The sequence below is a fragment of the Variovorax sp. PBS-H4 genome (genome assembly GCF_901827205.1).
GTDB lineage: Bacteria > Pseudomonadota > Gammaproteobacteria > Burkholderiales > Burkholderiaceae_C > Variovorax.
In genome coordinates, this window is the sequence record NZ_LR594675.1 from 3,413,676 (window position 1) to 3,427,964 (window position 14,289).

General features: G+C 68.1%; 14 protein-coding genes. All 14 read left to right on the forward strand.

Annotation, left to right across the window (positions count from 1 at the left end):
- The 14 genes from E5CHR_RS16180 (at window position 1) to E5CHR_RS16245 (ending at window position 14,289) form a co-directional block, all read left to right on the forward strand.
- The gene (locus tag E5CHR_RS16180; protein WP_162580800.1) at window positions 1-1,224 is read left to right on the forward strand and encodes an SDR family oxidoreductase; all 1,224 of its coding nucleotides are present in this window, start codon (window positions 1-3) and stop codon (window positions 1,222-1,224) included.
- Window positions 1,221-1,991, forward strand: a complete 771-nt coding sequence (locus E5CHR_RS16185) for a carboxymuconolactone decarboxylase family protein (RefSeq protein WP_232062073.1) — start codon at window positions 1,221-1,223, stop codon at window positions 1,989-1,991. Before E5CHR_RS16180 ends, E5CHR_RS16185 begins: the two co-directional genes overlap by 4 nt.
- 384 nt (window positions 1,992-2,375) lie before the next feature.
- The gene (locus tag E5CHR_RS16190) at window positions 2,376-2,987 is read left to right on the forward strand and encodes a cytochrome c3 family protein (protein WP_232062074.1); all 612 of its coding nucleotides are present in this window, start codon (window positions 2,376-2,378) and stop codon (window positions 2,985-2,987) included.
- A 7-nt stretch (window positions 2,988-2,994) separates the two neighbouring features.
- Window positions 2,995-5,835 (forward strand): 4Fe-4S dicluster domain-containing protein, encoded by a 2,841-nt coding sequence (locus E5CHR_RS31795; RefSeq protein WP_162580802.1) that lies wholly within the window; start codon window positions 2,995-2,997, stop codon window positions 5,833-5,835.
- 115 nt (window positions 5,836-5,950) lie between these two features.
- Complete coding sequence (gene nrfD, locus E5CHR_RS16200; RefSeq protein ID WP_162580803.1) at window positions 5,951-7,315, forward strand: NrfD/PsrC family molybdoenzyme membrane anchor subunit; 1,365 nt, start codon at window positions 5,951-5,953, stop codon at window positions 7,313-7,315.
- Window positions 7,312-7,842 (forward strand): DUF3341 domain-containing protein, encoded by a 531-nt coding sequence (locus E5CHR_RS16205; protein WP_162580804.1) that lies wholly within the window; start codon window positions 7,312-7,314, stop codon window positions 7,840-7,842. The genes nrfD and E5CHR_RS16205 overlap by 4 nt, the downstream gene beginning before the upstream one ends.
- Entirely contained in the window at window positions 7,839-8,474 is a 636-nt protein-coding gene (locus tag E5CHR_RS16210) for a c-type cytochrome (protein WP_232062075.1), read from the forward strand. Before E5CHR_RS16205 ends, E5CHR_RS16210 begins: the two co-directional genes overlap by 4 nt.
- A complete protein-coding gene (locus E5CHR_RS16215; RefSeq protein ID WP_162580805.1) occupies window positions 8,471-9,556 on the forward strand; it encodes a hypothetical protein in 1,086 nt (361 codons plus the stop codon). Before E5CHR_RS16210 ends, E5CHR_RS16215 begins: the two co-directional genes overlap by 4 nt.
- A complete protein-coding gene (locus tag E5CHR_RS16220) occupies window positions 9,543-9,893 on the forward strand; it encodes a hypothetical protein (RefSeq protein WP_162580806.1) in 351 nt (116 codons plus the stop codon). The genes E5CHR_RS16215 and E5CHR_RS16220 overlap by 14 nt, the downstream gene beginning before the upstream one ends.
- Complete coding sequence (locus E5CHR_RS16225) at window positions 9,890-10,732, forward strand: SCO family protein (RefSeq protein WP_162580807.1); 843 nt, start codon at window positions 9,890-9,892, stop codon at window positions 10,730-10,732. Before E5CHR_RS16220 ends, E5CHR_RS16225 begins: the two co-directional genes overlap by 4 nt.
- On the forward strand, window positions 10,729-11,697 hold the full coding sequence (coxB, locus tag E5CHR_RS16230) for a cytochrome c oxidase subunit II (RefSeq protein ID WP_162580808.1): 969 nt from the start codon (window positions 10,729-10,731) through the stop codon (window positions 11,695-11,697). The genes E5CHR_RS16225 and coxB overlap by 4 nt, the downstream gene beginning before the upstream one ends.
- Window positions 11,694-13,289, forward strand: coding sequence for a cytochrome c oxidase subunit I (ctaD, locus tag E5CHR_RS16235; protein WP_162580809.1), 1,596 nt, complete (start codon window positions 11,694-11,696; stop codon window positions 13,287-13,289). Before coxB ends, ctaD begins: the two co-directional genes overlap by 4 nt.
- Complete coding sequence (locus E5CHR_RS16240; RefSeq protein WP_162580810.1) at window positions 13,286-13,966, forward strand: cytochrome c oxidase subunit 3; 681 nt, start codon at window positions 13,286-13,288, stop codon at window positions 13,964-13,966. The genes ctaD and E5CHR_RS16240 overlap by 4 nt, the downstream gene beginning before the upstream one ends.
- A complete protein-coding gene (locus E5CHR_RS16245; protein WP_162580811.1) occupies window positions 13,963-14,289 on the forward strand; it encodes an oxidase in 327 nt (108 codons plus the stop codon). Before E5CHR_RS16240 ends, E5CHR_RS16245 begins: the two co-directional genes overlap by 4 nt.

A 14,289-nucleotide genomic window follows, 5' to 3' on the forward strand; every position in this document is an offset into this window, starting at 1 on the left:
ATGCAGACAGTTCTGATCACCGGTGCTGCATCCGGCATCGGGCGCGACACCGCACGGCTGTTCGCCGCCGCAGGCTGGCAATGCGTGCTGGTCGACAACAACGAGCGTGCCTTGCACCCGCTGGGGCAAAGCCTGCCCTCCCCGGCTTCGGCCGCGCATGTGCTGCGCACGATCGACCTGACGGACCCCGGGCAAATCGCATCCCTGGGGGAAGGCACGCCCGAGCTCGATGCCATCATCAACAACGCCGGCATGTCCGACACGTCCAATACGCCGCTCGCAGAGCAGAGCCAGGCGCAGATGAACCGTCTGCTCGCGCTCAATCTCGCAGCGCCCGCGGCAGTGGTCGATGCGTGCAGTCATCTGCTCAAGCCGGGCGCGCGCATCGTGAACGTGGCCTCGGGGGCCGGGCTGCATGCCATTCCATGGCGCGGTGCCTACAGCCCGAGCAAGGCAGGGCTCATCGCCCAGACGCTGGCCCTGGCAAAGGCGCGGCCGGACTGGTGCGTGACGGTGCTGGCCCCAGGATTCGTGCGAACCGAGCTGGTGGATGGACTCATCCAGGCCGGTCGACTCAGCCCTGAGCGCGCCGTGGCGAAGATTCCGCTCGGCCGCATGGCTATGCCCGAGGAAATGGCACGGGCCCTCTACTTTCTGGCCAGCACCGGAGCGCAGCCGCTGAGCGGGCGGGTGCTCGCAGTCAACGGCGGCTCTTCCGTCTATGGCGGCAGCCAGCCATTCACGCCGGCCGCGCGGGAGCCACACCCTTTCGATACGCCGTTGCAACTGGAGGTGTGCGGCGGCGACACCGCGCCATGGCAAGCCGTGGCGCAGGCGCCCGCGGCAGGCGCGCACTACGCAGCCTGCCTCGACCTGTCACCGTGGCACGGTGCTCCGGCGCGCCTGTTGCAGACCGTGCATGCCGCCGCGGCACGTTTCGCGGCGCGTCACCCAGCGCAGGCCAGCCTGACCCTGGTGCTGCCTGTCGAAGATGCCACCCGGTGGCAAGACGCCGGCAACGCTGCCGCGACACGCATGCTGGTCTCGACCCTCGCGTGCGAGTGGGGCCCTCGCGCCCTGCGCATCAATGCGCTGGAAGTGCCAGCAGGTGTAGACCCAGCGGCATTGCACCCGCTGCTGCGTTTCGTCTGCGGATCTGCTGCCCAGTACCTCACGGGGCAGACCCTTGCCTGCAGTGCCGCCATACGACAGGAGTCGCGATGAAGAAACCAGATGTCATGACCGACGACGCACGCGCGCAGATCAAGCAGTCCTTCATCGCGGAGCGAGGGTACTGGCGGCCCTGGACCCAAACCATGTTGCAGGCCTGCCCCGCCTTCGTGCAGCAATACGCCCGCTATGCAGGATATCCGGCGCGCACCGGGCCGCTGACGGAGCGCATGGTGGAGCTCATCTATATCGCGCTCGATTCCTCTTCTTCCCATCTTTTCGAGCCCGGCTTGCACACCCACATGAAGCGGGCGCTCGAAGTGGGCGCGACCCAGGCCGATATCTTCGATGTGCTGCACCTCGTTGCCGTGCAGGGCCTCGCCAGCGTGTGCCAGGCGACCGACATCCTCGCCGAGTTGACCGGCTCCAGCGCTGATGCGGTGGTCGACGAAGCACTCCGGGCCCGCGTCGATGGGCTCGGTCCGGCACACGCGCTGGCGCTGAACTCCGTCGCGCGGCTCGACCCCCGCTATGCCGAGGTGCTGCTCGACTTTGTCGAGCAAGGCCGCCCCGGCGGAGGGCTGACCACTGCGGAGCGCAGCCTCGTGCAGTTGGCATTGCATTCGTGCTTTACAGCTTTCAACCCACACGCGATCCGGCAGATGCTCGCCACCGCACTGTCCCAAGGACTGACGGCGGCCGAGCTGCTTCAAGCCATCCAGCTGGGCGCTCATCTGGCGGTTCATGGGACCGCCCTCGGCACCAACGTCCTTCGGGAAGTTCAGTCCAGCGATATCGACAGCGCACACCCTGAACGGTAGCTGAACTCCCCTTGCCAGAACCCTTCGGTTCATTGCAAGCTCTCGTCTGACAGGCCCTCTCGCGAGGTTCCTGCAACGCCTCAGGAGGCCGGGCCAAACCATTTGGTTTCGTCATCCGCCATGGCACTGTGTAGCAGGACACGGATGAGCACATGACGCGCGCGTCGCGTCAGCATTTCAGAATCAAAACTCTCAAAGAGGTGCGCGTGCGTCCAAGACTCTCCGGCTCGGCGCCGCGACCGGTGCCGAGCTACGTCGCTTCCGGCATGGCGGCGCCGAGTACCACCGGCAACGCGCGAGCCGAGGCGGTGCAGCGCCGCTGACGTAATGCCATCGCAGCCGCAAACCCGCGCCCAGGTCTTCAGCCGCCGTATGGAGTTGGGCGTGAAGCTGGTGATCGCGGGCCTGTTCCTGCTGTTCCCCGCGCTGGTGGCGTTCGCCGTGTGGCGGGAGAGTTCGTATCAGGCACTGGGCTCGCCCGTGGCGCAGCCGATCCCGTTCAGCCACAAGCATCATGTGGGGGACGACGGCCTGGACTGCCGCTATTGCCACACCACGGTGGAGACCAGCCGCCATGCCGGGCTGCCCTCGACCCGCATCTGCCTCACCTGCCATTCGCAGCTGTACACCGACGCCAAGGTGCTGGAGCCGTTGCGCGAAAGCGCCCGCACCGGACGACCGATCGCCTGGCGCCGCGTGCACACCCTGCCGGACTTCGTCTATTTTGCGCACAGCGTGCATGTCGCCAAAGGTGTCGCATGCATCGAATGCCACGGCCATGTGGACCAGATGCCGCTGACCTGGCGCGCGCAGCCGCTGCAGATGCAGTGGTGCCTGGCTTGCCACCGCAACCCCGCCCCGCACCTGCGCCCGCGCGACCAGGTGTTCGACATGCGCGGCAACAGCGTGAGCGCGGAGGACGCCGCCAGCATGGCCCGCCTCATGCGACTGGAAAGCCGGCAGCGCATGACCGACTGCTCGACCTGCCACCGGTGAGCCCGACGTGAACGACGACCGCGGCGACCCGCTCACCTTTCATCGCACCGCTCCTGGCGAGATGAGTCGGCGGCGCGCACTGGGCGTGATGGCGGCTTCGCTTGCATTGGCCAACGGCGCCTGCACGCGGCTACCCCACGATCGCATCTACCCCTGGGTCGAGATGCCGGAAGCCCGCGGCAGCGGTGTGCCGGTCTACTACGCCAGTGCCTTCGTGCGCGACGGCTACGCGCTCGGCGTGCGGGTCGGCACCGACGACGGCCGGCCGATCAAGATCGAAGGCAACCCGCTGCATCCATCCAGCCTGGGCGCGACGGACGTGTTCGCGCAGGGCTCCGTGCTGCAGTTGTGGGACCCCGACCGCTCCGCTGCCGTGACGCAGAGGCTGGGCGAAGCCTCCGCGGCCGGGGCGCCCGGGCACAGCGCCATCTCCAGCTGGACCGCCTTCGAAACTGCCTGGCGCGAGCGCGCGCCGCAGTTGCTGGCGCGGCGCGGCGATGGCCTGCGTGTCCTCACGGGGCCCGTCACGTCACCAACGCTGCGCGCGCAGATCGCGGCGCTGCTGCAGCGCTTCCCCGAGGCGCGCTGGCATCAGCACGCCCCTCTGCACGACGCCGCTGCACAGGCCGGTGCTGTCGCCGCATTCGGCCAGAGGGTGCAGCCGGTGCTGCATCTGGACCAGGCGCAGTGCGTGCTGGCGCTGGCCAGCGACCCCTTCAGCGACGGACCGGGCGCGGTACGCCACGCAGCGGATTGGTCGCGTCGACGCGCTGCCACGGCATGGAACGGGACGCCTGCGCGCCTGTTCGCCGTGGAGATCACGCCCGGCTTGTTCGGCGCGCGCGCGGACCACCGGATCGCGCTGCCTCCCGCCGAGATCGATGCGCTGCTGTGGCGCGTGGCCGGTGCGCTCGGCGGCGGCACGGCTCCGACAGCGGTCGACAGCGCCATAGCCAGCTTCGAAGCAGAACTGGTGCGCGCGCTGAGGGCGAGCGGGCCCGCCAGCCTCGTCGCCCCTGGCCCCTGGCTGGCGCCGCAAAGCCACGCGCTGGTGCATGCGATCCACCAGCAGCTCGGCGCCCAGGGCCACACGCTCGAGCTGATCGCGCCGCTCGCATCCGCGCCCGAGGCCGGCACGCTGTTCGAACTCGTGGACGCGATGAACGCCGGTTCGGTCGACACCCTGTTCATCCTGGACGCCAACCCGGTCTACGAATCGCCTGGCGTACTCGAGTTCGCGACGGCACTGGCCAAGGTGCGCTTCAGTGTCCACAGCGGCTTGTACCGCGACGAGACCGCCCGCGCCTGCGCGTGGCACCTCCCGCTGTCGCACGTCTACGAGCAATGGAGCGACGCGTTGGCGCACGACGGCAGCGCCACCCTGATCCAACCGGCGATCACGCCTTTGTACGACAGCCGTTCCTTGCACGAGCTGATCGCGCTGCTTGCGGGCGACGAGGCCCGCGACGGCCACTCGCTGGTGCAGCGGCAGTGGCAGCCGCAAGGCGGCACAGACTTCGCGGGGTTCTGGCAGGCCAGCCTGCAACGCGGTGTGATCGCTGGCAGTGCGCCGCAAGCTCTTCAGCTGCGCGCGGCGCGTCGGCCGGCGGCCGCGCCGATGGCGGCAACGGCTGGCGCGCTCGCCGCAATATTTGCGGCCGACCCGTCGGTGCACGATGGCCGCTTCGCCAACAACGGCTGGCTGCAGGAGCTGCCGCGCCCCTTCACCAAGCTGACCTGGGACAACGCCCTGCTGATCGGCCCGGCCACCGCACGGCGACTGGGCATCGTCACCGGCGACGTGGTGCGCGCCACGCTGGCGCAGCGGCATGTGGACGCCCCGGTCTGGGTGCTGGCCGCCCACGCCGAGGGGGCGGTGACCTTGCCGCTGGGCTATGGGCGGCACGAGGCGGGGCGTGTAGGAAGCGGTGTCGGCTTCGACGCGTTCCGCCTCCACCCGATGGACGGCTCCGCCGGGCCCGTGCAACTCCTGCCGCTGGGCCGCAAGCACGAATTCGCCGTCACCCAGCACGCCATGGAGCAGCATGGGCGCGAGCTCGCGCGCGTGCTCGCGCCCGGCGCTCGCATCTCCGAAGCGGGGTCGGACCCGCCGTCGCTATATCCGAAGGTCCAATATCCCGGGCATGCCTGGGGCATGGCGATCGACCTGGACGCCTGCATCGGCTGCAACGCGTGCACGATCGCCTGCCAGGCCGAGAACAACATCCCGGTGGTGGGCAAGGCCGAGGTGGCCAATGGGCGCGAGATGCATTGGATTCGCGTCGACCGCTACGAAACGCCCGAGGTGGAAGGCAGCATCTTCCAGCCTGTGCCCTGCATGCACTGCGAGAAGGCACCCTGCGAAGTGGTCTGCCCCGTGGGCGCGACGATGCACGACAGCGAGGGCCTGAACGTACAGGTCTACAACCGCTGCATCGGCACGCGCTTTTGCTCGAACAACTGCCCGTACAAGGTGCGGCGCTTCAACTTCCTGCAGTACAGCGACCAGGAGACCGAGTCGCTCAAGGGCCAGCGCAACCCGAACGTGACGGTGCGCCAGCGCGGAGTGATGGAGAAATGCACCTACTGCCTGCAGCGTGTGGCGCGGGCGCGCCAGCATGCGCAGAGCACCGGCGTGCCGCTGGCAGACGGCGACGTGGTGACGGCGTGCCAGGCGGTCTGCCCGACCAGCGCCATCCACTTCGGGGATTTGAACGATCCGGCGAGCGCGATCGCGCGCATCAAACAGTCGCCGCGCAACTACGCCCTGCTGGGCGAGTTGGACACGCAGCCGCGCACCACCTACCTCGCGCGCATCGCGGCTCGCAAGACGCCCTCTTCGGGTTGAGAGGAGATCACATGATCACGGACAAGGCCGAAGTGCCCCGTACCCTGAAGCGCTCCGCGGCAAAAGCGCCGCCGCGCCGCTGGGCCGCCGTGTCCGCCGAAGGGCCCTGACGACGATGAGCACGCCACCCGTTTCGCGCGACATCGGCGTGCTGCACGCCGGATGGGGCTACGCCAGCATCAGCGACAAGATCGCCGACCTGGTGCTCACGCGCCCGGTGCGTTGGCCGTGGCTGCTCGCGTTCTTCGGCACCCTGGCCGGCACGGTGGTGTTCGTCGGTGCCATGGCCTACCTCTTTGTCGAGGGCGTCGGCATCTTCGGCATCAACATTCCCGTGGCCTGGGGCTTCGCCATCGCCAACTGCGTCTGGTGGATCGGCATCGGCCATGCGGGGACGTTCATCTCGGCCGTGCTGCTCCTGCTGCGCCAGCGCTGGCGCACGTCCATCAATCGCTTCGCCGAGGCGATGACGCTCTTCGCGGCCGCGATGGCGGGCCTGTTCCCCATCCTCCACCTGGGGCGGCCCTGGTTCTTCTACTGGATTGCGCCCTACCCCGATCGCATGAACCTCTGGCCCCAATGGCGCAGTCCGCTGGTCTGGGACTTCTTCGCCATCGCCACTTACCTGATCGTCTCGTTCCTGTTCTGGTACATCGGGCTGCTCCCGGACCTGGCCACGCTGCGCGACCGCGCGCACAGCCGCTTCAAGCAACTCACGTTCGGATTGATGGCGCTAGGCTGGCGTGGCGAGGCACGGCACTGGGCAAGGCACGAATCGGCTTACCTGCTGCTGGCCGGCCTGGCGACGCCGCTGGTCGTGTCGGTGCATTCGGTGGTGTCGCTGGACTTCGCGATCGGCAACACGCCGGGCTATCACTCCACCATCTTCCCGCCCTACTTCGTGGCGGGTGCCCTTTACTCCGGGTTCGCCATGGTGCTGACGCTGGCCATTCCGCTGCGCCGCGCCTTCGGCCTGCACGACTTCATCACCAGCGTGCACCTGGACCACGCGGCCAAGGTGCTGCTGGCGACCGGTTCGCTGGTGGCCTACGGTTATGCGTGCGAGACCTTCATGGCCTTCTACAGCGGCGACGAGTTCGAGATCGCCATGACCGTCGACCGCTGGACCGGTGCCTATGCGCCGGTGTACTGGTCGATGATGTTCTGCAACGTGGTCGCCATGCAGATCCTGTGGTGGCGCCGGGCGAGGCGCAACGCGTTGCTGCTGTTCGGCCTCAGCCTGGTCATCAACCTGGGCATGTGGATGGAACGGGTGATGATCGTCGTGCAAAGCCTGCACCATGACTTCCTGCCTTCGTCCTGGGGCCTGTTCATGCCGACGCGGTGGGACTGGATCTTCCTGCTCGGTTCGATCAGCACCTTTGCATGGCTGTTCCTGGTCTTCATCCGGCTGTTGCCGGCGATCTCGATCTCGGAGATGCGCCTGCTGGTGCGCGAGAGCGCGAAGGAGGCCGCATGACGGGCAACTGGGGGCTGATGGCGGAATTCGCCACCGCCGACGAACTGCTGGCCGCCGCACGGCGCGTCCACGCCGTCGGCTACCGGCATGCCGAGGCGTATTCGCCCTTCCCCGTCGAAGGCCTGGCGGAGGCGCTCGGTTTCCAAGGCAGCCGGGTGCCGTTCTTCACGTTCGTGGGAGCGGCTTTGGGCGGCGCCTCCGGCTTTTTCATGCAGTGGTACTCGGCCGTGATCGACTATCCGGTCAACATCGGCGGACGTCCCCTGAACAGCTGGCCGATGTTCGTGCCGGTGACTTTCGAACTGGCCGTGCTGGGCGGCGCGCTGGCCGCCGTCCTTGCGATGCTGATCGGCAGCGGCCTGCCGCGGCTGCGGCATCCGGTGTTCGGCGCACGCGACTTCGAGCTGGCAACGCGCAACCGGTTCTTCCTGTGCCTGCGCAGTGACGACCCGGCCTTCGACGCCGAGCAGGCGCCCCGGCTCCTGGACGGCATGAAGCCGCTGCGCCTGGTGGAGGTGCCGCTGTGACGGCCCGCGCACTCGCTTTCGGCGCCCTGCTGCTGTTCGGCTTGGCAGGCTGTGAGCGGACGATGCGCGACATGTACGAGCAGCCCCGCTACGGCCCTGGCGAGGGCAGCCCGCTCTTTCCCGACGGGCGTGCGGCGCGCCCGCCGCCGCCCGGCAGCGTGGCCAATGCCTCAGGCGATCTCGCCGCCACCAGCAGCGGACGCCATGGGCAAGCTGAAGTGGCACTGCGCGAATCGGCCTACGCCGCGAGCGCGCCGCCGCCCGTCACCCGAACGCTGCTTCAGCGCGGCCAGGAGCGCTACAGCATCTATTGCCTGCCATGCCACAGCCCCGTGGGCGACGGCGACGGGCCGATCGTTCGCCGTGGCTTTCCGCGCCCGCCTTCCTACCACGAGCAGCGCCTGCGCGAGGCACCGGACCGGTACTTCTTCGACGTCATCACGCACGGCCGCGGCATCATGTATTCGTACGCGGACCGCGTCGCGCCCGAAGACCGCTGGGCCATCGTCGCCTACATCCGCGCCTTGCAATTGAGCCAGCATGCGCCGCTGGCAGCCCTGCCGCCCGCCCTGCAGGAGAAGCTTGCCGCCATGCCGGCCGAGCCGCCGGCGAACAAGGAGCCGGCACGATGAGCCGCGGCAACCTTGCCGGCCTGCTCCTGCTCGCCGTGTCGCTGGCTGGCTGGTGGGTCGATGCGCGCGTGCTGCTGGCGAGCTGGCTGGCCGCGTGGTGGTGGTCGCTGGGCCTGGTCCTGGGCTGCTTCGTCAACGCATGGATGCACCGGCTCACAGGCGGGGCCTGGGGCGAGGCACTGCGGTCGGTCGCCCTGCTGCTGGGCCGCCGCATGCCCTGGCTGCTGCTGGCGCTGCTGCCGGTGCTCGCCGGCATGGGGCTGCTCTATCCCTGGGCCGGCGAGCCGCAGCGAGCGTGGCTGGAAGCGTTCTCGAGGCCGGCATTCGTGCGCGCCTGGCTGTCAACGCCGTTCTTCATCGCGCGCGTCGCGGTGTACGCGATCGCCTGGTGGTGGCTCACGCGCGAGGCCTCTCTCGAGCGCAAAGGACGCGCGGCCGCTTCGCTCGCAGTGCACACCGTCCTGAGCTCGCTCGCCGCTGTGGATCTGCTGATGTCACTGCTGCCCGGCTGGTACAGCACCGCATTCGGACTGATCGTGCTGGCCGTGCAGGCGCTGGGCGGCGCAGCCCTGGCCGTGCTGCTCGTGGCCTGGTGCCTGCCGCGGCGGCTCGAGGCGGATGCCGCGCGGCGTCTGCCGCTGTCACGCGACCTGGGCAATCTCCTGTTGATGTGGAGCATGACCTGGGCCTATCTGGCCTTCATGCAGTTCCTCGTCATCTGGGCCGAGAACCTGCCGCGCGAGATCGCCTGGTACGTGCCGCGGCTGCAGACCGGATGGGTCGACGTGGCGATCGCGCTGGTGCTGCTGCAATGGCTGCTGCCATGCGTGGCACTGCTGTTCCGAGCCGTGAAGGACCGGCCGGCGCGCCTGGCGCCGGTGGCCGCGCTGCTGGTCGCCGCTTCGGCCCTGGACGTCGCGTGGACCGTGCTGCCGTCCGTGGCGCCGCACAGCCTGCATGGCTGGTGGCTGCTGCCGCTCACCTTCTGCGGCATGGGCCTGCTGCTGTTCGGCGGGATCCCCGCGCAGTTGCGCGAGCGCGCCGGCGATACGGGCTTCAGGGTGCAGCATGCCGGCGCATGACGTCCACGCGCGCACCATCCTGTGGAGCGGCATGGCCATAGCTCTGGGAGTGGTGCTTGCCGTCACCGCCGTGTTCGTGCTGCTGCGGTTGTGGAACACACCGCCCGGCGCCGATTCCGCGCGCCTGGACTACCACGCCACAGTCCCGCAGCCCCAGCTGCAAAGCGCCCCGCAGCCTGACCTGGCGCGGTACCGCGCGCAGAAACGGCAGATCCTGGAATCCAGCGGCTGGGTCGATCGGGACCACGGTGTCGCGCGCATACCGATCGCAACCGCCATGGACCTCCTGGCGAATCCCCCGACGGCGAGCTCGAGCCGCCCGCAGGTGCAGCCATGAAGCGCCACCTGGTTCTCGCGGTCGCGGCGGCTCTCTGGATCGCCTGCCACACGCAGGCGCAGCCGCTGGTGACACCCGTGCCGCCGTCCGCTTCAATCACGCAGCAGTTGGACGTGGCATTGCCCATGGACATGACACTGGTCGACAGCCGTGGCCGCCGCGTGCACCTGCGCGACTACTTCGGCGATGGCCGAGCCGTGCTGCTGGTGCTGGGCTACTACCGCTGTCCGCAGCTGTGCGGGCTGGTGATGCAAGGCCTGCTGCAAGCGCTTCACGATGCGCAGGTGCCGCGGCGGGAGATGCGTATCCTGCGCGTGAGCATCGACCCGGGGGACACGCCGGCCACGGCCACCGCCAGGCGCGAGCTCGACCTCGCCTACGCGGACTTCCTGCTCGGGGCGCAACCGGCCGATGGTGCACTCGAGCTGGAGGCATTGACTGCACTCGCTGCCGACAGCGCACGGCTGGCGCGCCAGGCCGGCGTCAGCTACACGCCGCTCGCACCGGACCCATCGGACCGTTCGGCGGCGCTCCCCTCACGCTATGCGCACCCCGCCGCGGTGCTGGTGATGACGCCGCAAGGCCGGATCTCGCGCTACTTCATGGGCATCGCGTTCGATGCGTCCGAACTGCGCCTTGCGCTCGCCGAGGCTTCGCGCGGACGAATCGGCGGCCTGAGCGAGCGCCTCGCGCTGCTGTGCGCGCATTTCGATCCGCATTGGGGACGGCACTCGGACGCCGTGATGAACGGCTTGCGCGCGATGGGGATCCTGCTGGCCGGCGCACTCGGGGCATGGTGCTGGCGACGCCGGGGTGCGCCGCCCGGGAGGCGCCCATGAACGGCGACACCGACGCCCGTTTGAGCTCCAACTTCCGGCTGCTCGCCGAAAGCGCCTCCACAGTGGCGCAGGACACCGACCTGCTGTTCGCGGCCATGCTGGTCCTGTGTGGGGTTGTCGCGCTGGGTGTCTGCATCGCAGTGGTGTTCTTCGCCGTGCGTTATCGGCAGGGCGCGCGGGTGACGCGAGGCAATGTCGCGCGCAACCTCGGCCTCGAGCTGGGCTGGACGCTGGTGCCTCTCGCGTTGTTCATCGCCCTGTTCGCATGGGCGGCGCACGGCTTCGTGCGGCTCTACCGCGTGCCGCCGGACGCGCTGCCGGTGTACGTCGTCGCCAAGCAGTGGATGTGGAAGCTGCAGCATCGCAACGGCCGGCGCGAAATCAACGAACTGCATGTGCCCCTGGGGCAGCCGGTGCACCTGCTCATGACCTCGCAGGATGCAATCCACAGCTTCTACGTGCCGGCATTTCGCTTGAAGCAGGACCTGGTGCCGGGCCGCTACACCGGCCTGTGGTTCACCGCCACGCAATTGGGGGAGTTCCGCCTGTTCTGCGCCGAGTACTGCGGCACCGAGCACTCGCAGATGCTGGGACGCATCGTGGTGATGAACCCAGGCGAGTACGCCCGCTGGCTTGGCAGCGGCAACGAACAACCCAGCCTCGCGCAATACGGTTTCGCGCGTTTTCGTCAATTGGGCTGCAGCGGCTGCCATTCGGCGAACTCCACCGTTGCGGCGCCATCGCTGGAGGGGTTGCTCGGGCGCACGGTGCACCTGCAGGACGGCCGCAGCCTGGTCGCCGACGAGAACTATGTGCGCGACTCCATCCTGTTGCCGAAGAAGGACGTGGTCGCCGGCTTCGCGCCGGTGATGCCTTCCTTCGCCGGCCAGGTGAGCGAGGAGGACATCCAGGCGCTGGTGGCGTACCTGCGTTCCACGGCAGTCCCGGCGGGAGCACAGCGATGAGTTACCTCGAAGACGGCATGACGCTGCGGTCGTGGCTCACGACAACCGACCACAAGCGAATCGCCATCCTTTACGCGATCTCGATCACGGCGTTCTTCTTCGTCGGCGGCGCGGCGGCCACGCTGATCCGGCTGGAGCTCGCCACACCGGTCGGCGACCTGGTGTCGCACGACACCTACAACAAGCTGTTCACCGCTCATGGCGTGATCATGGTGTGGCTGTTCCTCATCCCCTCGATCCCGTCGGTGCTCGGCAACTTCCTGATTCCGCTGATGATCGGGGCGCGCGACCTCGCGTTCCCACGCCTGAATCTCCTCAGCTGGTACCTCTATGTGGCGGGCGGGCTGATCATCCTCGTCGCCCTCGTGCTGGGTGGCGTGGACACCGGTTGGACCTTCTACACGCCCTACTCCAGCATGTTCTCCAACAGCTGGGTCGCGGTCACGCTGGTGGGCGTGTTCGTCACGGGCTTCTCCTCCATCCTCACCGGCCTGAACTTCATCGTCACCGTCCACATGCTGCGCATGCCGGGACTCGGCTGGTTCAAGCTGCCGCTGTTCGTCTGGGCGCACTACGCGACGAGTGTGATCCTGGTGCTTGCGACGCCTGTGCTTGCCGTCACGGCCTTGCTGGTGGTCGCGGAGCGGCTGTTCGGGATCGGGGTGTTCGATCCAGCGCACGGTGGCGACCCGCTGCTGTTCCAGCACTTGTTCTGGTTCTATTCGCATCCTGCGGTCTACATCATGGTCCTCCCGGCCATGGGCGTGGTGAGCGAAATCGTGCCGTGTTTCGCGCGCAAGCGCATCTTCGGATACCGCTTCATGGCCTACGCAATCCTCGGCATCGCCAGCATTGGCTTCCTCGTGTGGGGCCACCACATGTTTGTCGCCGGCCAGTCCCTGGCGGCGAGCATGGTGTTCTCGCTGCTGAGTTTCCTGGTGGCGGTTCCATCGGCGATCAAGGTCTTCAACTGGACCGCCACTCTCTACAAGGGCTCGATTCGCTTCGACGCACCGATGCTTTACGCGCTCGGCTTTGTCGGACTCTTCACCATTGGCGGGCTCACCGGCCTGTTCCTCGCGTCGCTGTCGCTGGACGTGCATCTCAGCGACACCTACTTCGTGGTCTCGCATTTCCACTACATCATGGTCGGCGGATCGGTGATGGCGTATTTCGGCGCGCTGCATTTCTGGTGGCCCAAGGCGACCGGGCGCATGTACTCCGATGTCTGGGCGCGCATCGCTGCCGTGCTCATCTTCCTCGGTTTCAACTTCACTTTCTTCCCGCAGTACATCCTCGGTGTGCAGGGAATGCCGCGGCGCTACCACACCTATCCCGCGGAGTTCCAGGTGCTGCACCTGATGTCTTCGGCGGGCGCCGTGGTGCTCGCGCTCGGCTATCTGCTGCCGCTCGTCTACTTCGCCTGGTCGCTGCGCGCAGGGCGCGCCGCCAGCGACAACCCGTTCGACGCGACCGGACTCGAGTGGCAGACAGGGTCGCCGCCACCCACGCACAATTTCGAGCATCCGCCGCAAGTGCCGGCGCGGGTGTACGACTACGACCCCAACCGCGCCGTGGGCGCCGCACCATGAGCCGCCCGGCCGTTCCGAAGGCCAACGGCACCGTGGCTGCAGGCGAAGGTACGCCGGTGTGCCGCACGGCTGCGCACCCATCACCCGCGCCCGAGATCGGGCAGTTGGGCATGTGGATCTTCATCGGCACCGAGTTGCTGTTCTTCGGCGGCCTGCTGTTCGCCTATCTGTACGGGCGCACGCACTGGCCGCAGGGCTTCGGCGCGGCCAGCAGCCACACCGACGTGGTGCTGGGAACGATCAACACGGGCTTGCTGCTGACCAGCAGCGCCGTAGTCGCCTTCGCGCTCGCTTGCACCGAACACATCGCACACCGCCGCTGGACGGCGCGCTTGCTGTGCCTCACCGCCGCGCTCGGGCTGGTGTTCCTGGCGATCAAGGGCATCGAGTACCGCAAGGAGTGGCACGAGCACCTGTTCCCGGGCCGCGGGTTCGCGTTGGCCGACATCGGCGGCGCCGAGCTGTTCTTCTGGCTGTATTTCGTCATGACGGGCCTGCACGCGCTGCACCTCGTGATCGGCATTGCGGGCGTGGCGGCGCTGGCCTGGGGCGCCGGCCGCGGGCGGCCCTGGGCCGCCGCGCGGCACATCGAGCCGATGGCCCTGTACTGGCACTTCGTCGATGTGATCTGGGTCTTTCTCTACCCCATCCTCTACCTTGTGGAGCGGCACGCATGAACGAAACCGAATTCAAGCGCCATTCCCGCCGCCTGCTGTTCGCATGGATTGCGCTGGTTGCGCTGATGCTCACGAGCCTCGGCAGCGCCTATGTCCCGCTGGGCATTGGGAATGCGTTCGCGGGTCTGGCCATCGCGATCGCCAAGTCAGCCATCATCGCCGTGCTCTTCATGCGGCTCGCGCGCGCCTCGACCATGGTGCGCATCACCGCAGCCACTGCGTTGGCGACCTGGCTGCTGCTGATCGGCCTGAGCAGCGTCGACTACGCGACGCGGCCGCACGACCCCGCGGAGATGCAACCCGCCTCGTCATGGGCATGGTGA